This is a genomic window from Pseudomonas koreensis (genome assembly GCF_012986595.1).
Taxonomy (GTDB): Bacteria; Pseudomonadota; Gammaproteobacteria; order Pseudomonadales; family Pseudomonadaceae; genus Aquipseudomonas; species Aquipseudomonas koreensis.
The window spans coordinates 115201-137780 of the sequence record NZ_JAAQYM010000007.1 but is presented as its reverse complement, the minus strand read 5'-3'; the positions used below and the strand labels follow the sequence as shown (position 1 = coordinate 137780).

25 protein-coding genes are annotated in these 22580 nt (G+C 62.4%); 15 read left to right on the top strand and 10 right to left on the bottom strand.

Annotated features, from left to right (window positions below):
- Nucleotides 1-164 precede the first annotated feature (164 nt).
- The 7 genes from HBN98_RS21695 to HBN98_RS21665 are packed head-to-tail and all read left to right on the top strand — an operon-like array spanning nt 165 to nt 6486.
- Nucleotides 165-842 carry a thermostable hemolysin gene (locus tag HBN98_RS21695; protein ID WP_083368765.1) on the top strand — a complete coding sequence of 226 codons (678 nt, stop codon included), beginning with the start codon at nt 165-167 and terminating at the stop codon, nt 840-842.
- Nucleotides 832-2313: an AMP-binding protein gene (locus HBN98_RS21690; RefSeq protein ID WP_083368764.1), complete on the top strand. Its 1482-nt coding sequence runs from the start codon at nt 832-834 to the stop codon at nt 2311-2313. The genes HBN98_RS21695 and HBN98_RS21690 overlap by 11 nt, the downstream gene beginning before the upstream one ends.
- Complete coding sequence (locus HBN98_RS21685) at nt 2310-2984, top strand: iron-containing redox enzyme family protein (RefSeq protein WP_083368763.1); 675 nt, start codon at nt 2310-2312, stop codon at nt 2982-2984. Before HBN98_RS21690 ends, HBN98_RS21685 begins: the two co-directional genes overlap by 4 nt.
- Nucleotides 2971-3780 (top strand): SDR family oxidoreductase, encoded by an 810-nt coding sequence (locus HBN98_RS21680; protein ID WP_083368762.1) that lies wholly within the window; start codon nt 2971-2973, stop codon nt 3778-3780. The genes HBN98_RS21685 and HBN98_RS21680 overlap by 14 nt, the downstream gene beginning before the upstream one ends.
- Entirely contained in the window at nt 3777-4421 is a 645-nt protein-coding gene (locus HBN98_RS21675; RefSeq protein WP_083368761.1) for a tetratricopeptide repeat protein, read from the top strand. Before HBN98_RS21680 ends, HBN98_RS21675 begins: the two co-directional genes overlap by 4 nt.
- An 11-nt stretch (nt 4422-4432) precedes the next feature.
- Nucleotides 4433-5095, top strand: a complete 663-nt coding sequence (locus tag HBN98_RS21670; RefSeq protein WP_064588001.1) for a response regulator — start codon at nt 4433-4435, stop codon at nt 5093-5095.
- Entirely contained in the window at nt 5092-6486 is a 1395-nt protein-coding gene (locus HBN98_RS21665; protein ID WP_083368760.1) for an ATP-binding protein, read from the top strand. The genes HBN98_RS21670 and HBN98_RS21665 overlap by 4 nt, the downstream gene beginning before the upstream one ends.
- Here HBN98_RS21665 and HBN98_RS21660 read toward each other — a convergent pair.
- The 6 genes from HBN98_RS21660 to HBN98_RS21635 form a co-directional block, all read right to left on the bottom strand.
- Nucleotides 6457-7035: a LysE family translocator gene (locus HBN98_RS21660; RefSeq protein WP_083368759.1), complete on the bottom strand. Its 579-nt coding sequence runs from the start codon at nt 7033-7035 to the stop codon at nt 6457-6459. The two genes, HBN98_RS21665 and HBN98_RS21660, sit on opposite strands and share 30 nt — an antisense overlap.
- A gap of 68 nt (nt 7036-7103) precedes the next feature.
- Nucleotides 7104-7943 carry an AraC family transcriptional regulator gene (locus HBN98_RS21655; protein WP_083368758.1) on the bottom strand — a complete coding sequence of 280 codons (840 nt, stop codon included), beginning with the start codon at nt 7941-7943 and terminating at the stop codon, nt 7104-7106.
- Nucleotides 7944-8045: 102 nt separating this feature from the next.
- Nucleotides 8046-8741: an arsenical resistance protein ArsH gene (arsH, locus tag HBN98_RS21650; protein ID WP_083368757.1), complete on the bottom strand. Its 696-nt coding sequence runs from the start codon at nt 8739-8741 to the stop codon at nt 8046-8048.
- A 9-nt stretch (nt 8742-8750) separates the two neighbouring features.
- Nucleotides 8751-9221 (bottom strand): arsenate reductase ArsC, encoded by a 471-nt coding sequence (locus tag HBN98_RS21645; RefSeq protein ID WP_083368756.1) that lies wholly within the window; start codon nt 9219-9221, stop codon nt 8751-8753.
- 25 nt (nt 9222-9246) lie between these two features.
- Nucleotides 9247-9594, bottom strand: a complete 348-nt coding sequence (locus HBN98_RS21640) for a metalloregulator ArsR/SmtB family transcription factor (RefSeq protein ID WP_083368755.1) — start codon at nt 9592-9594, stop codon at nt 9247-9249.
- Nucleotides 9595-9775: 181 nt separating this feature from the next.
- Nucleotides 9776-10660 carry a LysR family transcriptional regulator gene (locus tag HBN98_RS21635; RefSeq protein ID WP_083368754.1) on the bottom strand — a complete coding sequence of 295 codons (885 nt, stop codon included), beginning with the start codon at nt 10658-10660 and terminating at the stop codon, nt 9776-9778.
- Between the two features lie 133 nt (nt 10661-10793).
- On the opposite strand from HBN98_RS21635, the gene HBN98_RS21630 reads away from it, so the two are divergent.
- Together HBN98_RS21630 and HBN98_RS21625 are read left to right on the top strand one after the other, a co-directional pair.
- Nucleotides 10794-12440, top strand: a complete 1647-nt coding sequence (locus HBN98_RS21630; RefSeq protein WP_083368753.1) for a GMC family oxidoreductase — start codon at nt 10794-10796, stop codon at nt 12438-12440.
- 170 nt (nt 12441-12610) lie between these two features.
- Nucleotides 12611-14233 carry an MFS transporter gene (locus tag HBN98_RS21625; protein WP_064588008.1) on the top strand — a complete coding sequence of 541 codons (1623 nt, stop codon included), beginning with the start codon at nt 12611-12613 and terminating at the stop codon, nt 14231-14233.
- 122 nt (nt 14234-14355) lie between these two features.
- Here HBN98_RS21625 and HBN98_RS21620 read toward each other — a convergent pair whose 3' ends face one another.
- The 3 genes from HBN98_RS21620 to HBN98_RS21610 all read right to left on the bottom strand — a co-directional run bounded on the left by HBN98_RS21620 (nt 14356) and on the right by HBN98_RS21610 (nt 16518).
- Nucleotides 14356-14724, bottom strand: coding sequence for a DUF427 domain-containing protein (locus tag HBN98_RS21620; protein ID WP_083368752.1), 369 nt, complete (start codon nt 14722-14724; stop codon nt 14356-14358).
- 149 nt (nt 14725-14873) lie between these two features.
- A complete protein-coding gene (locus HBN98_RS21615) occupies nt 14874-16280 on the bottom strand; it encodes a serralysin family metalloprotease (protein ID WP_083368751.1) in 1407 nt (468 codons plus the stop codon).
- Between the two features lie 16 nt (nt 16281-16296).
- Entirely contained in the window at nt 16297-16518 is a 222-nt protein-coding gene (locus HBN98_RS21610; protein WP_151101593.1) for a hypothetical protein, read from the bottom strand.
- Nucleotides 16519-16556: 38 nt separating this feature from the next.
- Here HBN98_RS21610 and HBN98_RS21605 point away from each other — a divergent pair, with 38 nt between their 5' ends.
- The 3 genes from HBN98_RS21605 (at nt 16557) to HBN98_RS21595 (ending at nt 19946) form a co-directional block, all read left to right on the top strand.
- Nucleotides 16557-18500 (top strand): DNA topoisomerase III, encoded by a 1944-nt coding sequence (locus tag HBN98_RS21605; RefSeq protein ID WP_083368750.1) that lies wholly within the window; start codon nt 16557-16559, stop codon nt 18498-18500.
- Nucleotides 18501-18601: 101 nt separating this feature from the next.
- A complete protein-coding gene (locus HBN98_RS21600) occupies nt 18602-19105 on the top strand; it encodes a GNAT family N-acetyltransferase (RefSeq protein ID WP_083368749.1) in 504 nt (167 codons plus the stop codon).
- Nucleotides 19106-19616: 511 nt separating this feature from the next.
- Entirely contained in the window at nt 19617-19946 is a 330-nt protein-coding gene (locus HBN98_RS21595; protein ID WP_064588014.1) for a hypothetical protein, read from the top strand.
- 170 nt (nt 19947-20116) lie between these two features.
- Here the strand turns inward: HBN98_RS21595 and cynR are convergent, their stop codons facing one another.
- A complete protein-coding gene (gene cynR / locus HBN98_RS21590) occupies nt 20117-20992 on the bottom strand; it encodes a transcriptional regulator CynR (protein WP_083368748.1) in 876 nt (291 codons plus the stop codon).
- A 120-nt stretch (nt 20993-21112) separates the two neighbouring features.
- Here cynR and cynS point away from each other — a divergent pair, with 120 nt between their 5' ends.
- From cynS to HBN98_RS21575, 3 genes are all read left to right on the top strand, one after another.
- Entirely contained in the window at nt 21113-21580 is a 468-nt protein-coding gene (cynS, locus tag HBN98_RS21585) for a cyanase (RefSeq protein ID WP_064588016.1), read from the top strand.
- Between the two features lie 80 nt (nt 21581-21660).
- Nucleotides 21661-21897 (top strand): DUF2790 domain-containing protein, encoded by a 237-nt coding sequence (locus HBN98_RS21580; RefSeq protein WP_083368747.1) that lies wholly within the window; start codon nt 21661-21663, stop codon nt 21895-21897.
- A gap of 12 nt (nt 21898-21909) precedes the next feature.
- Nucleotides 21910-22569 carry a carbonic anhydrase gene (locus HBN98_RS21575; protein ID WP_083368746.1) on the top strand — a complete coding sequence of 220 codons (660 nt, stop codon included), beginning with the start codon at nt 21910-21912 and terminating at the stop codon, nt 22567-22569.
- Nucleotides 22570-22580: the final 11 nt, after the last annotated feature.

Here is a 22580-nt window from a genome sequence, read left to right as displayed (position 1 = left end):
GACCGCCTCGATCCGGTGCCGGGCGAACCGACGGTGCCACCTTGCCCACCCAGCCTTAAGACAGTCTGAAGACAGACTGCTTCGTTAACATTTTTTCACCTTCAGACTTCGTTAAGAAATGCCTTCGATACTCCACTCAAACCATTGAGGGAGGCGTTCTGCCCATGCCCGAATTCGACTGGAACATCCCCCTTCCCCTGCGCTTCGGTCAAGCCGAAACGCCGCAGATGACCTTGACCGGCGCGCTGCCCGACGACGCGCTGCGAGAGACCTTCGAAGCCTTCATCCAGCAACGCTTTCGCAAAGCCCACGGCGCCGACATCCGACACTTTATGCCCGAGCTGTTCGGCATGCACAACGGCGACGGCGAACTGTGCGCGGTGGCCGGGGTGCGCCGAGCGCATCTGCAGCCGCTGTTTCTGGAGCGCTACCTGGATGAGCCGATCGAACCCTTGATCAGTGCAGCGGCGGATCGTGCGGTCGAGCGCAGCGCCATCGTCGAGGTCGGCAACCTCGCCGCCAGCGACACCGGCAGTGCGCGGCTGAGCATCATCGCCATCACCTACCTGCTGGCGATGGGCGGCCTGGAATGGGTGACGTTCACCGGCAACATCGGGCTGGTCAACAGCTTCCATCGGCTCGGTCTGAAGCCAGTGACATTATGCGCCGCCGACCCGGAACGACTGGGTGACGAGCGTCAACACTGGGGCAGTTATTACGAAAGCAAACCCTGGGTGCATGTCGGCAACATCCGCGCCGGCTTCATCCATCTGCGCAATATCGGCCTGTTTACCCGCCTGGGTCTGCCGGGTTCGATTGAAGGAGCCTGCCATGTCGCTTGAGCTGCAACGCTTCCAGGAAACCTTGCGCGACCATGCCCGGCGCAATGACAACACCACCGCCCTGTGGGGCGACACGCTGAAGCTCGATTACGCCACGCTGTACGCCGAGGTGCTGTATCGCCAGGAGCGCCTGCGCGATGAACAGGCGCAGGTGATTGGCCTGGCGCTGGACAACGGTGTCGACGCGATGCTGTGGGATCTGGCCGTGCTGTTCGAAGGCCTGACCTGCGTGACCCTGCCGCCGTTTTTCAGCCCGGCGCAACGCGCACATTGTCTGCAGCAAAGCCAGGCCGAACGAGTGATCGCCGCACCTGAACTGGAAGCCGAACTGCTCGCCGCCGGCTATGAACAACGTGGCGAGTTCTGGTGCCGCACGTTCGATGGCCCGAGTCGGATGCCGGCCGGCACCGCCAAACTGACTTTCACATCCGGCACCACTGGCACGCCGAAAGGCGTGTGCCTGAGTGCCGACAGTCTGCTGCGCGTGGCGCGAGAGCTGGAGCAGGCGAGCAAGTCCACCGATCCGCAGCATCATCTGGCGCTGTTGCCGCTGGCGATTCTGCTGGAAAACCTCGGTTGCTACGCCGCGCTGTACGCCGGTGCGACGTTGAGTCTGCCGAGCCAGAAAACCCTGGGCATCCAGGGCGCCAGCGGCGTTGATGTCCCGCACCTGCTGGGCTATCTGGCCGGGCGGGCGCCGGAGAGTCTGATTCTGGTGCCGCAACTGTTGCTGATGCTGGTCAGCGCCGCCGAACAGAAGGCCTTCGACCCGCAAAAACTGCGCTTCGCCGCCGTCGGGGGGGCGCGGGTGTCGGAGGATTTGCTGCACCGCGCGCAGCGTGTCGGTCTGCCGGTGTTTGAAGGTTACGGCTTGTCCGAGTGCGCCTCGGTGGTGTGCCTCAATCGCCCCGGCGCGCGGCGTCCGGGCAGCGTCGGCCAGCCGCTGCCGCACGTTGAAGTGCGCCTGGCCGAGGACGGTGAAGTGCTGATCAAGGGCTCGACCCTGCTCGGTTATCTGGGCGACACGGCGTACGCCGAGGAATGGTGGCCAAGCGGAGATCTGGGCGAGTTCGATCCGGAAGGTTTTCTCTACCTCAAGGGCCGCAAGAAGCACCAGTTCGTCACCAGTTTCGGACGCAACGTCAACCCGGAATGGGTCGAGTCCGAACTGACCCAGCGCCGTCACATCGCCCAGGCCTTCGTCTACGGCGAGGCCCTGCCGCACAACCACGCCCTGCTCTGGCCGCACCGCGCCGATTGCAGCGACGCGGAGCTGGCGGCGGCGGTCGCCGAAGCCAACGAAGCCTTACCCGATTACGCCCAAGTGCATCGCTGGACACGCCTGCCGCAACCGTTCACCGCCAGCAATGGTTTGCTCACCGCCAATGGCCGGCCGCGCCGCGAAGCAATCGTCGCGCAGTACCACGCCCAACTGACTGAATCCGCTGTTTCCGAGGAGTCCGCATCATGAGTTTTTTCGACACCCTGCAAGAAGCCACGCAACAGGAACGCCATGAGCTGTTCAACCTGCCGATCATCCTCGATGCCCTGCAAGGCAAGGTCAGCCTCGACAGCTATCGGGCGTTTCTCGCGCAGGCGTATTACCACGTGCGCCACACCGTGCCGCTGATGATGGCCTGCGGTGCGCGCCTGCCGACGCGCCTGGAATGGCTGCGCAAAGCGGTGGCCGAGTACATCGAAGACGAATACGGCCACGAGCACTGGGTGCTCAACGACATCGCTGAATGTGGCGGTGATCGCGATGCGGTGCGCGACGGCCAGCCTTCGCTGCCGATCGAACTGATGGTGAGTTTTCTCTACGACCTGATCGCCCGCGGCAACCCGGTGGGCCTGTTCGGCATGGTCAACGTGCTCGAAGGCACCAGCATCGCCCTGGCGACCCACGCGGCGGGCAGCATTCGCGAGCGTCTGGCGCTGCCGGACACCGCGTTCAGCTACCTGAACTCGCACGGTTCGCTGGACATCGAGCACATGCAAACCTATCGCCGACTGATGAATCAGCTGGAAGATCCGCAGGACCAGGCGGCAGTGATTCACGCCTCGAAAGTCGTCTATCGCCTGTACACCGACATGTTCCGTGGCCTGCCGCGTGACGCGGAGACTCAACATGCAGCTGCGTGACGCACGGGTGGTCTTGACCGGTGCCAGTGGCGGCATCGGCATGGCGATTACCGAGGCCTTGTGCGCCGCCGGTGCCAAGGTGCTGGCCGTGGCGCGGCATGAGGAGGCGCTGGCGCCGCTGCTGGCGCGCTTCCCCGACAGCCTGTGCTGGGTCGCCGCCGACCTGACCTTTCTCAGCGACCGGCGCAAAGTGCTGGCCGCCGCCGAAGCCATCGGCGGCATCAACCTGCTGATCAACGCCGCCGGGGTCAACCACTTCGCCATGCTCGAGCAGCTGGATGACAGCGAGATCAACGCGATGCTGGCGGTGAACATCAGTGCGCCGATCTGCCTGACCAAACTGCTGCTGCCGCTGCTCAAAGAGGCCGACAGCGCCATGGTGGTGAATGTCGGCTCCACCTACGGCTCGATTGGCTACGCCGGTTACGCCAGTTACTGCGCGACCAAGTTCGCCCTGCGCGGTTTCTCCGAAGCGCTGCGCCGGGAACTGGCCGACACCCGGGTCAACGTGCTGTATGTGGCGCCCCGGGCCACCCGCACGTCGATGAACAGTGCAGCGGCGCAAGCCTTGAACGACGCGCTCAAGTCCAACGTCGATGACCCGCAAACCGTGGCCTCGGCGGTAGTCCATGCGATTGCCGGCGACCGTCGCGACTTGTACCTGGGCTGGCCGGAGCGCTTTTTCGTGCGCCTAAACAACCTGCTGCCGCACTTGGTGGATCGAGGCCTGCGCAAGCAACTGCCGCTGATTCGCCGCCTCAGTGAAAAATCCGACAACGAGTCCCTGAAGCCATGAAAAAACTTAGCGCATGCCTGTTGTTCGCCGCCCTCAGCCAAAGCGTCTGGGCGCTGGAACCGGCCGATCAGCAGCGCCTCAACGGGATCCAGCAGAGTTGGGCGCACATCCAATATGAAGTGGCAGAAAAGCAACGCGCTGCCGCGTTCGAGCAGCTGGCGTCCGACGCCAGCGCCTTCACCACCCAGCGTCCGGCGGTGGCCGAAGCGTGGATCTGGAAAGGCATTGTCACCAGCAGTTGGGCCGGCGCCCAGGGCGGGCTCGGCGCGCTGGGCAAGGCCAAGGACGCCAAGGCTGATCTGGAAAAAGCCCTGACGCTCGACCCCAAGGCCCTGCAAGGTTCGGCCTACACCAGCCTGGCGGCGCTGTATGATCGCGTCCCGGGCTGGCCGATCGGTTTCGGCGACAGCGACAAGGCCGAGCAACTGCTCAAGCAAGCCTTGCAACTGAACCCGGACGGCATCGACAGCCTGTACTTCTGGGGCGATCACCTCTACCGTCAGAAGCGCTACGCTGAAGCCAGGGCTGCGTTGCTCAAAGCGCTGCAAGCCGCGCCGCGCCCAGGCCGGGAAACCGCTGATGCCGGGCGCCGCAAAGAGATCGCCGCCCTGCTGGTGGACGTGAACAAGAAACTCGACTGACAGGAGTCCGCGTGCGTTTACTACTGATTGAGGATGACGTTGCGCTCGGTGAAGGCATTCATCAGGCGCTGGGCCGCGAGGGCTACACCGTCGACTGGCTCAAGGACGGCAGCAGCGCATTGCATGCGCTGCTCAGTGAAACCTTTGACGTGGCGGTGCTTGATCTGGGCCTGCCGCGCATGGACGGCCTCCAAGTGCTGCGCCGTCTGCGCGACAGCGGGTCGAACCTGCCGGTGCTGATCCTCACCGCCCGCGATGCCACCGAAGACCGCATCGCCGGGCTGGACGCCGGCGCCGACGATTACCTGGTCAAACCGTTCGACCTCGCCGAACTCAAGGCGCGCCTGCGCGCCTTGTTGCGGCGCAGTGCCGGCCGCGCTCAGGCGCTGATCGAACACGCCGGTATCAGCCTCAACCCCGGGACTCAGCAAGTCAGTTATCAGGGGCAGCCCGTCGCCCTGACGCCCAAGGAATATCAGCTGCTCCATGAACTGCTGTCGCCGCCGGGCCGGGTGATGACCCGCGATCAACTGATCCAGTTGCTGTACGGCTGGAACGAGGAAGCGGAAAGCAACACCCTGGAAGTGCACATCCATCACTTGCGCAAGAAATTCTCCACCGACCTGATCCGCACCATTCGCGGTGTGGGTTATCTGGTGGAGGAGCGTCGATGACCTCGATCCGGCGCCGCACGCTGACGCTGATCATCGGTTTGCTGCTCACCGGTCTGGCCGTGCTCAGCGTATTCAACCTGCACGACAGCAACCACGAAATCGCCGAAGTCTACGACGCGCAACTGGCGCAAAACGCGCGCCTGTTGCAGGGCGTGATGCGCATGCCGCTGGCGAGCAAGGAACATTCGCAACTGTATCAGGCGTTCAATCAGGCGCTCAGCGAAGCCAAGCCGCGGGTTGACGGTCACCCTTACGAAAGCAAGATCGCGTTTCAGGTGTGGAACCCCAAGGGTGAAGTGCTGGTACACACCGCCAGTGCCCCGTCGTTTACCGCGCCGCCGACGCAACCGGGCTTCAGCGATGTGGTGGATCTGAACAACCGGCACTGGCGCGCCTTCATGCTGGAAGACCCGCAGAACGGCCTGCGCATCTGGGTCGGCGAACGCGATGATGTGCGCACTGATCTGGTCGACCGCATCGTGCGCCACACGCTGTGGCCGAACGTGCTGGGCAGTCTGATTCTCGCGGCGATGGTCTGGCTGGCGATCGGCTGGGGCCTCAAGCCGCTGGCGAACATGGCCGCGACCCTGCGTGCCCGACACAGTGGCTCGCTGGAGCCGTTGCAACTGACGCCGCTGCCCAGCGAGCTGGAACCGATGCAGGCGGCGCTGAACCGCATGCTCGCGCAGATCCAGGAAGTGCTCGGCCGCGAACGGCGCTTCATCGCCGACGCCGCCCACGAGATGCGCACGCCGCTGGCCGTGCTGCGGGTGCACGCGCAAAACCTGCTGGAGGCCGGCACCGAACAGGAACGCCGCGAGTCGTTGCAGTTTCTGATTTCCGGCGTCGACCGCGCCAGCCGTCTGGTCAACCAGTTGCTGACCATGGCCCGTCTGGAACCGAAATCCAACCCGCCGCCGCTGCAACGCATCGACCTCAGCGAAACCGTGCGCAACAGCCTCGTGCAACTGACGCCGTGGCTGCTGAGCAAACATCTGGAACTGGCCTTCGAAGACAGCGAGCAAGCGCTGCACGTCATGGCCAGCACCGCCGCCATCGACATCGCCCTGAGCAACCTGATCACCAACGCCGCCAACTTCTCCCCGGAGAACGGCGTGATCACCGTCAAGCTGAGCGAGGCTGACGGCTGGTGCCTGCTGAAGATCGAAGACCAGGGCCCGGGTATCGACGAGGCGGACCGGGCGCGGTTGTTCGAACGCTTTTACAGCCGCGGCAACGTCAACGGTGCGGGCCTGGGGCTGACCATCGTCAACACCATCGCGTTGCGCCTGGGCGGGCGGATTACCCTGGTCAACCGGGCTGAAGGTGGGTTGTGCGCAACGTTGTCGGTGCCGCTCAGCTCAGCTGTGGAGCAGCGCAGCGGCGGATGAAAGCACCAGCAGCACCGCGAGGATCCGGTTCAGCCACTGCAACTGCGCCGGATTGCTCAGCCAGCGTGCCGCGCCCCGACCGAGCAGCGCCCACAGCGCCAGACACGGCAACGACACCAGAAAGAACGCCAGGCACAACGCATTCAAGCCCTGCCCCTGCGCGGTGAACACGCTGATCACGGCAATCGCCATCATCCACGACTTGGGGTTGACCCATTGCAACAGCGCGGCGCCGAGCAGGCCCAGTTCGGGCTTTTCCTCGCCGGCGGCGGGATCGATGGCGGTGGCCGGCGCAGTGAAAATCTGCCACGCCAGCCACAACACCCAGCACATCCCCAGTGCACTGATCACGGGGCGCACGCCGGGCAGCATCAGCGTGCTGGCCCCCGCACCGGCAACCCACACCAGTGACGCGGCGCCCGCTCCCGCACCGAGAATGATCGGCAGGCACGGCCGCCAGCCGCGTCGGGCGCTGGTGCTGAGGACGATCAGGTTGGTCGGCCCCGGGGTGATCGAGGCAACGAAGGCAAAGAGAATGAACGCAAGCATGGCACGGCCCTGTAGAAAGTCAGGGCCTACTGTGGCGGTTGCATAAAGCTGCGGTCTTGAACGTTTGTTCAGCGGCGAAAGGTGCCGATCGCGCGTTGCTGATAGACGCCCGGGGTGATGCCATAGGCGCGCACGAACCAGCGGCCCAAGTGGCTCTGGTCGGCAAACCCGAGCCTGCTCGCCACCTCCACCGGTTGCACCCCGGCAGCGAGCAATTGCCGGCCACGGATCAGGCGCAACTGGATCAACCACGCGTGCGGCGCCAGGCCATAAGCAGCCTTGAAGGCGCGGGTCAGACGAAAGCGATCGGTGCCACAGACTTCGGCCAGGGTGTGCAGGCTGATGTCCTGCTCGTGATAGGCCATCAAATAGTCCCGGGCCTGGCGGGCAATCAGCGGTGCACGCAAATTGGCGCAGGGTTGCGGGCGCCGATAGAGGTGCAGCGCCAGGCGTTCGAGCAACGCATCCAGCGCCACTTCGCGGACCATGCGCACGTCCTGTTTATGCAGCGCGTTGAACGCGAACAGGGTGGCGCGGGCCAGCTCGGGATCGTCGTTGAGCACCGTGCCAATGCCCGGCAAGCCGCCCGCGCAGCCATCCAGTTGCAGGCCGTCCAGCGCTTGTTCGAGCCACGCCGGTTGCAGGTACAGCATGCGATAGGTAAAGCCGTCCGGGCTCGGCGCATCGCCGTCATGAATGTCCCCGGGTTCGAGCATGAAGACTTTGCCCGGGGTGCTGTCATGCCGTGCCCGACGGCTGTTGAAGCGCTGCACGCCTTGCTCGGTGAAGCCGATCAGGTAGGTCTCATGCCAATGCGGATCGTAGGCGTGCGCGTGCCCGGCGAAATGCGCGTGCAGGGTTTCGATGCCGGTTTCCCGGTCGTGGGCAAGGTCGATCCAGTTACTCATGGCTTGAATACGCTGATGGGCTGGGGTCAGTAATCCACAAATGCCCCTGAACGGCTAGAACGTTTGTGCATTGCCCGACCGACGAACGCGTGGCGCAGCGCTTCAGATCGAGCGCTGATTGACCCGCGCCATCAACTGCTCGGCGCTTTCCTTGCGTTCGGAATAGCGATCCACCAGAAATGCCTGGCGGTCGCGCAGCAGCTCGGTGAACTTGACCAGCTCTTCCATCACATCGACCACGCGGTCATAGAACGGCGACGGTTTCATCCGCCCCGCCTCGTCGAATTCCATGTAGGCCTTGGGCACCGAGGACTGATTGGGGATGGTGAACATGCGCATCCAGCGCCCCAGCACGCGCAATTGATTGACCACGTTGAACGACTGCGAACCACCGCAGACCTGCATCACCGCGAGGGTCTTGCCCTGGGTCGGACGCACCGCGCCGAGCTCCAGCGGAATCCAGTCGATCTGCGCCTTGAACACCGCCGACATCGCGCCGTGACGCTCCGGCGAACACCAGACCTGGCCCTCCGACCAGAGCACCAGTTCGCGCAGTTCCTGGACCTTGGGATGATCGACCGGCGCATCGTCCGGCAACGGCAAACCGGACGGATTGAACACCCGGGTTTCAGCGCCGAAGTGCTCCAGCAAGCGCGCGGCCTCCTCCACCAGCAGACGGCTGAAGGAACGTTCGCGGGTCGAGCCGTAGAGCAACAGGATCCGGGGTTTGTGCTGATCAGGTGTGATGGTTCGACCCTCGAACAGGCTCAGGTCGAGATTGGGCAAATGCTCTGACATGGATCCTCCTTACAGCGCGCCGATGGCATCGAGCGCGGTTTTCAGTTCGGTGCGGCTGAGGCGATTGAACGGCAGGTCGAGGAAGGCTTTGCAGCGTCGCTCGATGTGCGCCAGCGTGGTACGGAACGCCGCGTCGATGGCCGCTTCGTCACCCTGCACATCGGACGGATCTTCCAGCCCCCAATGGCTTTTCAGCGCCGGGCCGAAATACACCGGGCAGCTTTCGCCGGCGGCCTTGTCACACACGGTGATGACGATGTCCGGCGGGTTGCCTTCAAAGGCGTCGTTGCCTTTGCTGGACAAGCCCTCGATTGAAATCCCGGCCTGCTGCAAGGTGCTCAGGCTGCGCGGCAGCACCTGGCCCTTGGGGAAACTGCCGGAACTCAGCGCCTCGAAACCTGGCGGCGCGAGGTGGTTGAACAACGCTTCGGAAAGAATGCTGCGGCAACTGTTGGCCGTGCACATGAACAGGACTCGCATCGGTGGCTCCGGAAAAGTGAAGGGTTCAGCAACAGGCGGTTTCGCGGGCAGGACGGCCATCCATGTTCTGCAGGCGACAGGCGTTGTCCTTGAGCCAATCGGCGTTGGCCTTGGCGGTGACGTGCAGGATTTCGTGCACCCAACCCGGCAGGTCCGGATTGAGCCGGTAATACACCCACTGGCCCTGACGGCGATCAAGCAGCAAACCGTTGCTGCGCAATTGCGCCAGGTGGCGGCTGATTTTCGGCTGACTGTCGTCGAGGGCGCACATCAACTCGCAGACACACAGCTCACCCTGCTCGGCAATCAACAGGGTGGCGCGGACACGGGTTTCGTCGGCCAGGCTTTTGAAAAGTTCGGTGGGGGTGAGCATGGGGCGGACTCGAACATATGGAAAGCCGAATATACGGATATCCATATATTATTCAACCCCGAATGCGACCTCTTGTAGGAGTGAGCCTGCTCGCGATAACGGTGTATCAGACGACTTCTGTTTCACAGACACACCGCTATCGCGAGCAGGCTCACTCCTACAGGTTTTTTTGTTGCCAGGACTATCCCCGCAACAACCCCTGCTCCGCCTCGCACAACCCCACCACATAATCCCAGACCACCCGCAGCCGCACCGATTTGTGCAACTCGCGCCGGGTGCTGATCCAGTAGCTGCGCTCGATGCCCTCGTCTGGCAGCAACGGCACCAGATCCGGATCGGACGCGGCCATGTAGCACGGCAGCACAGCAATGCCCAACCCCGAGCGCGCCGCTTCCTGCTGGGCGATGACGCTGGTGCTGTGGAACACGACGCGCGGGCTGCGGCAGAAGCTGTTGAGGAACATCAGTTCCTGGCTGAACAGCAGATCGTCCACATAACCGATCCACGCGTGCCGCCCAAGGTCTTCGCGGCTGCGCAACGGCGACGCGTTGTCGAGGTAACGTTGGCTGGCGTAGAGCGCGAGGCGGTAGTCCGTGAGTTTGCGGGTGACCAGCATGTCGGCGGCCGGGCGCTCCAGATGAATGCTGATTTCCGCCTCGCGGTTGAGGATGCTGACGAAGCGCGGCACGGCGACCAGTTCCACTTCCAGCCCTGGATAGCGTTCGAACAGGCCGATCATGCGGCTGGCGAGAAATTTGACGCCGAGCCCTTCAGTGACGCCGACGCGGATCTTGCCCAGCGGCGCGGTGGACTGAGTGATTTCTTCCTGGGCCAGCAGCGCGACGTTTTCCATCGCTTCGGCGTGCTTGAGCAGCGCCTCCCCCGCCGGGGTCATCTCGTAGCCTTGTGCATGCTGGACGAACAGCGCGGTGCCGAGGCTTTTTTCGATGGCCTCGATGTGCCGGGCGACGGTGGCATGGGTGGTGTTCAGGCGCCGGGCGGCGGTGAGCAGGCGACCGCTGCGTTGCAGTTCGAGAAAAAACCGCAGGTCGTTCCAGTCGAACATGGCAGGTCCTTGTCAGCTAAGGTCAGTTACGGCTGTTTGAAAACGCACAGCGGCTGCGCAAAAACTAACATTCTTTTGACGAAAGCTAACAACTAGAGTGTCCGACAATAAAAACAAAAAGCGAGGTCAGGGAATGCAGACTTCCCTTGAGCAATACGACTACATCGTGGTCGGCGCCGGCCCTGCCGGGTGTTTGCTGGCCAATCGGCTGTCGGCGGATAAACAGCAGCGCGTCTTGCTGCTCGAAGCCGGCGGACGCGACAACTATGCATGGATTCACATCCCGGTCGGTTATCTGTTCTGCATCGGCAACCCGCGCACCGACTGGTGCTTCAAGACCGAAGCACAACCCGGCCTGCAGGGCCGCAGCCTGAGCTACCCGCGCGGCAAAGTGCTGGGTGGCTGCTCCTCCATCAACGGCATGATCTACATGCGCGGCCAGGCCGGCGACTACGACGGCTGGGCGGCCGAGGGCAATCCGGGCTGGGCCTGGAACGACGTGCTGCCGCTGTTCAAACAAAGCGAAAACCACTTTGCCGGCGCTGCCGAATTTCACGGCGCCCAGGGCGAATGGCGGGTCGAGCAGCAGCGCCTGTCGTGGCCGATTCTCGACGCCTTCCGCAGCGCCGCCGAGCAAAGCGGCATCGCCAGCATCGATGACTTCAATCAGGGCGACAACGAGGGTTGCGGTTACTTCCAGGTCAACCAGAAGGCCGGGGTGCGCTGGAACGCCGCCAAGGCTTTTCTCAAACCGGTTCGTGACCGGGCCAATCTGACCGTGCTGACCGGGGTCGAGGTGGATCGGGTGCTGCTGGAAAACGGCCGTGCGTCGAAGGTCAGTGCACGCCACGAAGGCCAAGTGCAAAGCTTTACGGCGCGCAAGGAGATCATCCTCTGCGCCGGCGCCGTGGGCTCGCCGGGCATTCTGCAGCGCTCCGGGATCGGCCCGCGTGGGTTGCTGGAAGGCCTCGGCATCGGCGTGATTCATGAATTGCCGGGGGTTGGCGGCAACCTGCAGGATCACCTGCAACTGCGCCTGATCTACAAACTGCAAAACGCGCGCACCCTGAATCAGATCGCCGGCAGCGTGTGGGGCAAGATGGGCATGGGCCTGCGTTACCTGTACGACCGTAGCGGGCCGTTGTCGATGGCGCCGAGTCAGCTCGGGGCATTTGCCCGTTCCGGGCCGGAGCAGACTTCGGCCAACCTCGAATACCACGTGCAGCCATTGTCGCTGGAGCGCTTTGGCGAGCCGCTGCACAGCTTCCCGGCGTTCACCGCGTCAGTGTGCGACCTGCGCCCACAGAGCCGTGGGCGGATCGACATCCGCTCGGCAGACCCGCAAGCCGCGCCGCTGATTCAACCCCATTATCTCAGCCACCCCGAAGACCTGCGCGTGGCCGCCGACGCCATCCGCCTGACCCGCCGCATCGTCAGCGCCCCGGCCCTGCAAGCGTTCAAACCGGTCGAGTACCTGCCCGGCGCCAGCCTGCAAAGCGAGGAGCAACTGCACGAAGCCGCGGCGAAAATCGGCACGACGATTTTTCACCCGGTCGGCACTTGCCGCATGGGCCAGGACGCTGACGCGGTGGTCGATGCGCAACTGCGCGTGCATGGCGTACCGGGCCTGCGCATCGCCGACGCCTCGATCATGCCGCGCATCACCTCGGGCAACACCTGTTCGCCTACGCTGATGATTGCCGAGAAGGCGGCGCAGCTGATCCTCAATCCACCGACCAGGACCTGCACACCAACCCCAGAACTGGCCCAAACCCTGTAGGAGCTGCCGCAGGCTGCGATCTTTTGGCTTTGGATTTACAAGATCAACAGCAAGATCAAAAGATCGCAGCCTGCGGCAGCTCCTACAGGGGACCGCGTTTAATTCAAGGCTTCACCCGGACACGCAACACCAGTGGAACAACAAAAACAATCACTGTGAGGGATACCGACATGTCAGAACACGCTCAGCCGCTGGACGCCGCGAGCGGCGCCAGCACCAGCAATGCCACGCAGAAAGTCATCTTCGCCTCGTCTTTGGGGACGGTGTTCGAGTGGTATGACTTCTTCCTCTACGGCGCCCTCGCGGCGGTGATCAGCAAGCAGTTCTTCGCCGGGGTCAACGACACCACCGCGTTCATCTTCGCGCTGATGGCTTTCGCCGCCGGGTTTATCGTGCGGCCGTTCGGGGCGCTGGTGTTCGGTCGGTTGGGAGACATGATCGGACGCAAATACACCTTCCTCGCGACCATCATCCTGATGGGCATCGCGACCTTCTGCGTCGGCCTGCTGCCGACCTACGCCAGCATCGGCATCGCCGCGCCGATCATCCTGGTGGTGCTGCGCATGCTTCAGGGTCTGGCGCTGGGCGGTGAATACGGCGGCGCCGCGACCTACGTCGCCGAGCACGCGCCCATCGGCAAACGCGGTTTCCATACCAGCTGGATTCAGTCCACCGCCACCCTCGGCCTGCTGCTGTCGCTGCTGGTGGTGCTCGGTTGCCGCTACTTCACCGGCGATCAGTTCGAAGTCTGGGGCTGGCGTATTCCGTTTCTGCTGTCGATCGTGCTGCTGGGCATCTCCACCTGGATCCGCCTGAGCCTGCACGAGTCGCCGGCCTATCTGAAAATGAAAGAGGAAGGCAAAGCCTCGAAGGCGCCGATCCGCGAATCCTTCGGCAAATGGGAAAACCTCAAGGTGGTGCTGATCGCGCTGTTCAGCATCAATGCCGGGCAAGCGGTGACCTTCTACGCCGCGCAATTCTATGTGCTGTTTTTCCTCACGCAGTTCCTGAAAATGGACCCGGCAGTGGCCAACAGTCTGCTGATCATCAGCGTGGTGATCGGCGCGCCGTTCTTCATCTTTTTCGGCTGGCTGTCGGACAAGGTCGGACGCAAACCGGTGCTGATGCTTGGCCTGTTGCTGGCGACGGCGCTGTACTTCCCGATCTTCAAATCCCTGGCCCACTACGCCAACCCGGCGATCGATCAGGCCAGCCGTCAGGCACCGATCACCGTGCTGGCGGACCCGGCCACCTGCACCTTCCAGTTCGACCCGGTGGGCAAGGCCAAATTCGACAGCCCGTGCGACAAGGTCAAGACCTTCCTGGTCAAGCAAGGCCTGCCCTACACCAGCGCCGCCGCCCCGGCCGGCAGCGGCGTGCAGGTGAGCATCGGCGACATGAAGATCGACGGCTACGATGAGTCTGCCCTGCGCGGCGCAGTCACCCTCGCCGGCTACCCGCAGCAGGCGGACCTGCAACAGATCAACAAGCCGATGATCGTCGCCCTGATCGTCGCGCTGATCATCATCTCGGCCATGTGCTACGGCCCGCTGGCTGCGCTGATGGTCGAACTGTTCCCGACCCGCATCCGCTACACCTCGATGTCCCTGCCGTATCACATCGGCAACGGCTGGTTCGGCGGGTTCCTGCCCACTGTGTCGTTCGCGCTGGTGGTGTACACCGGGGATATTTTCTATGGGCTGTGGTACCCGGTGCTGATTACCGGGGTGAGCCTGGTGGTGGGGATGATCTGTCTGCGGGAGACGAAGAATATCGATCTGGACAAGAACTGAAATCGAACTGATTGAACTTGTGGCGAGGGGATTTATCCCCGATGGAGTGCGCAGCAGTCCCCGTTTTTCCGGGGCGCTACGCGCCCCATCGGGGATAAATCCCCTCGCCACAGATGCAGGTTTCAGGCATCCGCCTCGATCACCTCGAACTTCACCTGATCCGGATAAAACGCCACATAGTCCTTGATCTGTTCAACCGAGATTTTCGGTTTCTCGTACGTCCACACCGCGTTCGCCCCCTCATGCCCCGGCACTTGCAGGCTGAAGTAATTGGCATCGCCCTTGTACGGGCAGTAACTGGTGTGGTCGGTGCGGGCGAAGTATTTCTCGTCTATATCCTCACGGGGGACGTAGTACACCGGCGGGTAGTTGGCCTCTCTGAGGACCAGCACGTGAGAGGACGCCGCGACCTGAATGCCGTGGAATTTCACCAGCAGGCAACCGGAGAGTTGTTCGAGGGTGATGACGGGGTTGAGACCGGTGGTGCTCATGAGGTTTCTCCTGAATACGGCGCAGAGACCGGTTCAGGTATAGCCCATAGGGTCAGGTCAGGGCGATTTTGCAGCCGAACGGCCAGAAGCCCCTCACCGCAACCCTCTGCCACTGGCAGAGGGTCAGGGTGAGGGCCACTCTTCAGGCATCAGACAACAATGTCAGTCGCCACCGCCTGCCCCACCACACCCACGGCAAAGTCAACCTGCCCCTGCCCGGTCAGATCGACCAGCAGCCCGGTCTGACCGTTCTGCGCGTAGTAAGTCAGGATCGCATCGCCCGCGTGGCCGGTGAAACTGCTGACGAAGTTCAGTGACGCCGCCCCCGTGGCAAACGCGGCGATGCCCGAGAGGTCGATCTTGTCCACGCCGCTCTTGAAATCCATGATCCAGTCGGGCTGGTTGTTGGTCGAGTCGCTGGCCGCGCCGAACACGAAGGTGTCTGCGCCCTCGCCGCCCCACAGCACATCCGCGCCGCCACCGCCGTAGAGGATGTCGTTGCCGGCACCGCCGAACAGATGGTTAACCGCCGAATTGCCGATCAGCAAGTCATTGCCCGAACCGCCCACGGCGTTTTCCACGGTCACGCCGTAAGCAATCGACACGTTGCCTACCAGGCCGCCGACGTCAGAGAACGAACCTTCATTGAGGTTGATCTTCTGGTTCTGGGTGAAGCCGGAGAAGTTCAGGGTGTCATCGCCGCCGCCGTCCCACACCGAGAACACCAGTTTCGACGACGCCGATGTCGCGCTGTAGTAGTCGCGCCCGGCGTTGGAGCCGAAACCGTAGGTGGTGTTATCGGCGCGAGTCTCATAGTTGGCGCCGTAGAGTTTCTGCACCGCAACGATATCGTCGAGCAACGGCGCCGAGGCGTAGGCGCCGCTGCCGTCCTTGCTGAAGTTCTGGTCGGTATTGGCTTCGCTCCAGTAGCTCATCAGGCTGTAGCCACGGGTATCTTCAGCGTATTTGGCATCGTTGTAGGTCGGGCTGCCATTGCCCGCGTTGTAGGCGCCGGGGTGCGACAGGCCGAGGGTGTGCCCGATCTCGTGGGTCAGGGTCTGCCGCCCGTAATTGTTGGTGTCCGGGGTCTTGTTGACCTGATATTGATTGTTGATCAGGTACCACGACTGGCCGTCGTAGCTGCCGCCGCTCGGCAGGTAGGCGAATGCCGCGCCGCCGGTGCTGACGTCGTAGTTGCCGAAGGTCATGTGGCCGTCGCCGCCCTTGCCTTCAGTGAACGTCACCTTGGCCACGTCGGCCCAGGATTGCATGGACAACACGGCCTGAGCTTTCTGCTGCGCGCTGAACTGACTGAAGTTGCCGAGGTTCGGGTTGTAGTTAGCCGGCTTCTCGGTCAGGAAGGTGTAGGTCAGGGAGATTTTGCCGTCGCCGTTCTTGTCGTGCCACGACAGGTTTTTGCGCAGGATTTCGTCGGCTGCCTGGTCGGCGGTGAACGACGGTTTGCCGTTGACCAGGCCGACGCCGCGGTCATACAGATGGCTGAAGGCATTCACTTCGTCGTAGGCGCTGCTGGTTTTCGCTTTGGCTTGAGCCATGGTGGACTTCCTTGTGTCAGAGTTCAGTGTGCGCAGAGACGGCGATCTTCTGGCGAGATCGTCCTGTCACTCGCGTTTCTAAAAAGGCCCGCTGAACCTGCCATGTCCGGTAACCGGCGCACCATTCGATTTCTCGATAGTGGTGCATGGCGTCCCAGAAATACCGGTCATCCCCAGCAACGCTTTTATCTGTATATCCATACAGATAAAAGTTGCCCCAGGCGCCAACAGCAGCCATTCTGTGCAGCTCCAGTGAACTGATCGACGACGGTGGTTATGCGGCTGTACCTCTGTGAAAAACCTTCCCAGGCCAAAGACATTGCGGCCGTGCTCGGCGCCAAGCGTCGGGGCGACGGCTGCTGGCTGGGAACGGACGTCACGGTGACCTGGTGCATCGGCCACTTGCTGGAAACTGCGCCGCCGGACGCCTACGACGCGCGTTACAAGCGCTGGGTGCTGGCGGATCTGCCGATCATCCCGGACAAGTGGAAAATGACCGTCAAGCCGCGCACCGCCAGCCAGTACAAAGCGGTCAAGCGCCTGCTGGGCGAGGCCAGCGAGCTGATCATCGCCACCGACGCCGACCGTGAGGGCGAGATGATTGCCCGGGAACTGGTCGAGCATTGTCGCTATCGCGGGCCCATCCGCCGCTTGTGGCTGTCGGCGCTGGACGAGGCGTCGATCCGCAAGGCCCTGGCCGCACTCAAGCCGGGGGCGGAAACCTTCAGCCTCTATCACTCGGCGCTGGGGCGCTCGCGGGCCGACTGGCTGATCGGCATGAACATGAGTCGCCTGTTCACCTTATTGGGCCGTCAGTCCGGCTATCAGGGCGTGCTGCCGGTCGGTCGGGTGCAGACCCCGACGCTCCGACTGGTGGTGGATCGCGACCGCAGCATCGCCGATTTCGTGCCGGTGCCGTATTGGGCGATCGATGTGCAACTGCTGCACAACGGCACGCCGTTCACTGCGCAATGGCGTGCACCCGGCGACGTTTGCGACGATCAGGACCGCTGCCTGAATCAGGCGCTGGCACAACAAGCGGCGGCGGCTATCAGCAATGCCGCCAGTGCGCGGGTGGTGAAGCTGCGCACCGAACGCATGCGCGAAGTGGCGCCGCTGCCGTTCGACCTGGGCACCTTGCAGGAAGTCTGCTCGAAGAAGCTCGGCCTCGGCGCCCAGGAAACCCTCGACATCGCCCAGGCGCTCTACGAAACCTACAAGGTCATCACCTACCCGCGCAGCGATTGCGGCTTTCTGCCGCTGAGCCAGCACAGCGAGGCACCGGGGATACTCGCGGCATTGCGCCAGGCCGATCCTGGCCTTGAAGCACTGAACGGTCATCTTGATCCGCAGCGCCGCTCGCGGGCGTGGAACGACGCCAAGGTCAGCGCCCACCACGGCATCATCCCCACGGCGGCGGCGAAAAATCTCGAGCGACTGAGCGGCAAACACCGAGCGGTGTACACCCTGATTCGTGCCCGCTACCTGGCGCAGTTTCTGCCCAACCATGAATACGATCGCACCCAGGCCGATTTCGATTGCGCCGGTGAAGCCCTGCGCGCGGTCGGCAAACAGATCATCGAGCCGGGCTGGAAACGCGCCTTGCCCGAAGCCCTCGCACCGGCCCCGCAAACCCTGCCGACGCTGAGCCAGGGCATCGACTGCGCCGTGGCCGGCGTGAACCTCAAGGACCTGTGGACGCAACCGCCCAAGCCCTACACCGAGGGCGACCTGATCAAGGCGATGAAGAACGTCGCCAAACTGGTGGAAGATCCACTGCTGAAACAGAAGCTCAAGGACACCACCGGCATCGGCACCGAAGCCACCCGCGCCTCGATCATTCAAGGCCTGCTGGACCGTGGTTATCTGGTGAAAAACGGCAAGGCGCTGGCCGCGACCCCCGCCGCCTTCAGTCTGATCGACGCCGTGCCCCGGGCAATCGCCGACCCCGGCACCACCGCTATCTGGGAGCAGGCGCTGGACATGGTGCAGAGCGGTGAAATGAGTCTGGAAGAGTTCGTCACCAAACAGGCGGCGTGGATGAGCAAGCAGGTCACACGTTGCTCCGCACTGAGCCTGACCATCAGCGGCCCGCCACCTGCTGGAAAGGCTGCGGCGCCGTGGAAGAAAAAACGCAAATCGACGCGCAGTAAAACCACCAGTGCAGCTGTGGCGAGGGGATTTATCCCCGATGGACTGCGCAGCAGTCCCCTGGTTTAAGGAAAAGCTGGGGCCGCTTCGCAGCCCATCGGGGATAAATCCCCTCACCACAAGGTGTTAGTCGACAATACTGAAACAGCAATCTTCAGGAGCATCGCGCGATGCCCACCATCGAACTACACCCCGCCCAGCGCGACGAACTGCAAACCATCGAAAACCTCATGCAGTTCTACATGCACGACTTCAGCCAATGGCTGCCGCTGAACATCGCCGAGCATGGCTTCTTCAGTGTTCACCTCGAAGACGACTATTGGCGTAACCCCGCCACCCAACCGTTCCTGATCCGCGTCGACGGTGAACTCGCCGGGTTCGTGATCGTCGACAAGGACATCCACATCGACGGTGCCGAACACAACATCAGCTACTTCTTCCTCGCCCGACGCTTTCGTGGCCAAGGCGTCGCGCAGTTTGTCGTCTCTGCCCTCTTGAGCCGATTGCCCGGTCAGTGGCAGATTTTCCACATCGACGCCAACCTGCCGGCGCAGCGCTTCTGGGCCAGGTTGATCCCCGAATTAAGCGCTGGCGCCTTCACCTGCCAGCCGCGCGAAGTGGACGGTTACCCGTGCACCTTCTACGTGCTGCACGCCCCCGCGTCCGTTGCCTGAACGGAACTTTTCTCATTCCAAAACAGCTTTGTCCGACAATATGTAGTGAACAAAAATAATCACTACAAAACCGTTGACGGCACCGTTTTGCTTTTGCATGATGAAGGCGTTCCCCGATCGGGAACATCGGTAACACGCTTGAGCAAACTCGTCTGACCGCCGAGTTGTTTTTTCCGGATACACGCTGCCCACAAGGCAGATTGAAGAAGCTGACCTGGCCTGAACGTCCAGTACAAGGACGAGAAGCGCTGGCGAAAATTCTCAAGACGCTTGTGGTCGACCTTGAAAACGTCGTCATGGAGCCTCCCGGTTTTCGCTGCTTCTCCTCGTTGTGACGCTATTGCGTAGCAGTTATTCAACACGACTACATGCAACAGACGCATGACCCCGTACTTCTCACGGGCGACCGCTGACGTCCTGGTTTCGGTGCCAGGGATCAACTAACCGATGGGCTACCTGTATTAGCGAATCAACTTTGAAAGATCACCAAACTGGTCAAGGGGCAAACATTATGAATCTGAACAATCAACCTACTATCGAAGAACTGGCTCGTATGTTCGCTGCGCAAAAAGACAGCCACGACAGCCACATTCTCTGGATCAGCAAGTCGGGTCAGGTGCATATCGACTGCCTGTCGCCCCACGCGGGTGAAGAAGAATTCGACCGCAACAACCAGAACCTGCTGGCCCGCCTGAAGATGTACCGCCGCGGCCACGGTTATGTCGGCAAGAAAGCCGCGGCCGACAGAGACTTCATCGGCAATGTCCTGCAGACGCTGAAACAGGCGTGGGATTCGATGCAGAACAAGAATGAAGTTCGGGTGATTGACCGGTTCTACTGAGTTACAACTTCAATAATAAAAAGGGCCTGCTTCCAAAAAGAAGCAGGCCCTTTTTATTGTTCCCCCCTAAAAACTCACCGTAGGAGCTGCCGAAGGCTGCGATCTTTTGATCTTGATCTTAAAAACAAGATCAAAAGATCGCAGCCTTCGGCAGCTCCTACAGAGAGATATCATTGGCGTTGCAGGACGAGATTCATGAATGCCACTGCCGCCGCACTGTGATAATTATTCCTGCGCCGCAACAACGCCGCCCCACGCTGCGGCGCTTCGTTCTCGATCCGCAGCCTGCGTAGTGCCCGGTCCTCGGTCGCAATGGCCTCGGGCAACATCGTCGCCATCGGCGAATGACGCACCACTTCCAATAGCGTACTCACCGAGTTCACCTCGATCCGCACCTGCGGCGTAATCCCCTGCTGACGAAAATACTCATCGATCGATAACCGCGTGATGAAATCCGGTGCCAGCAAGGCGAAATCCAGTTGCGCGAGATCACTCGACGTCAGCACCGCGGTGCTGTCGTACAGCGGATGCTCGCGCCCGACCATGACCCCCAGGGTTTCGGTAAACGCCGGGATGCACTCGATGTCCGGGTGGCGCACCGGGGTAAAGGCAATTGCGATGTCCAGCGAGTCGTCCGCCAGTCCCGCTTCGATGTCGTCCATCGACAGCTCGAAAATCTGCAGGTGAATCCCGGGAAACCGCGCCGCGTAATCACGCACCAACGGCCCGACCAGATAGGCCATGAACGTCGGGGTCATGGCCAGGCGCAAGGTGCCGCGCGACAGATCCTTCACGTCATGCAACGCCCGCTTGCCCGCCTCCAGCTCCACCAGCACACGCCGCGCGCATTCGATGTAGGCCTCGCCGGCATCAGTGGCTTTGACCGTGCGCGAGGTGCGGTCGAAAAGCGCCACGCCCAAGGTGTCCTCCAATTGGCGAATCTGTTGCGACAGGGTCGGCTGCGACACGTGCAACGCCTCCGCCGCCCGGGTGAACCCGCCGTGGTCGGCCACGGCCAGCAGATAACGCAAATGTCGCAACAGCATGTGATTCACCATCTATAGGCAGGGCTTATGCAAAGCATTGTATATCGGTCTTGGACGCTATGGATCAATCGGCAGAAGATTGCTCCAACACAGCAAGCCCACCTTGAAAGGAGTGACACCATGCAACAGTCCCACGCCTACAACGATGCCAGCCTGGCTCTGACCACCCGCATTCTCGACATCAAGGCACGCAAAGGTCTGTCCTGGCAGGACCTGGCCGACAACACCGGCCTGAGCCTGGCCTACGTCACCGCTGCCCTGCTCGGCCAGCACCCGCTGCCGCAAGACGCCGCGCAAGTGGTCGGCGACAAACTTGAACTGGACGCCGACGCCGTTGCCGCCCTGCAGATCATCCCGCTGCGCGGCAGCCTCAGCGGCGTGCCGACCGACCCGACCATCTACCGCTTCCACGAGATGATCCAGATCTACGGCACCACCCTCAAAGCCCTGGTGCACGAGCAGTTCGGCGACGGCATTATCAGCGCGATCAACTTCAAGCTCGACATCAAGAAAGTCGAAGACCCGGAAGGCGGTTCCCGCGCCGTGGTCACCCTCGACGGCAAGTTCCTGCCGCTGCGTCCGTTCTGATCCATCCCGGCCCGCCTTGAGGGGCGGGCCACCCCACACTTTCATTGCAACCCGTTCCCAATACGTCTGGAGGCTGCCCCATGCAAAAAATTCTGCTGGCCCTTGCCCTGCTGGCCGGCCTGTCCGCTCAGGCCCACGCCGATGAAGGCGCCGTCGCCTACCGCTACGGCATGCAGCTGGACATCGCCAAAGTCGTGAGCATTACCCCGGTTGCCGACGTCTGCGGCGTGGTGCCGGTGGAGATGACGTATCTGGACAGCAACGGTGGCAAACACATTCTGCAATACAGCGAATTCGGCAACGGTTGCTCGAACTAAGAGGACTACACCATGAAAAGCCTGATCGACGGTTTCCTGAAGTTCCAGAACGAAGCCTTCCCGCAACGCACCGAACTGTTCAAACACCTGGCGACGACCCAGCAGCCCGGGACCTTGTTCATCACCTGTTCCGACAGCCGCGTGGTACCGGAGCTGCTGACCCAGCAAGAACCCGGCGAACTGTTTGTGATCCGCAACGCGGGCAATATCGTGCCGTCCTACAGTCCGCATCCGGGCGGGGTGTCGGCGACGGTGGAATACGCGGTGGCGGTGCTGGGGGTGACTGACATCGTGATCTGCGGCCACTCCGATTGCGGCGCGATGACCGCGATTGCCCAGTGCAAATGCATGGACCACCTGCCTGCGGTCAGCGGCTGGCTGCAACATGCCGAGTCGGCGAAAGTGGTGAACGAGGCGCGAGCGCATGCCAATGACGCGGCCAGGTTGAGTTCGATGGTGCGGGAAAATGTGATCGCGCAACTGGCGAACATTCAGACCCACCCGAGCGTGCGCCTGGCCCAGGAGAAAGGCCTGCTGAACCTGCACGGCTGGGTGTATGACATCGAGACGGGGTCGATCGATGCGCTGGCGGCGGATCGTCGCACCTTTGTACCGCTGGCTGAGCAGCCGGCGACTTGCGCGGTGCAGGCAAACACCAGCGCAGCAGCTTGAAGGAAAACACT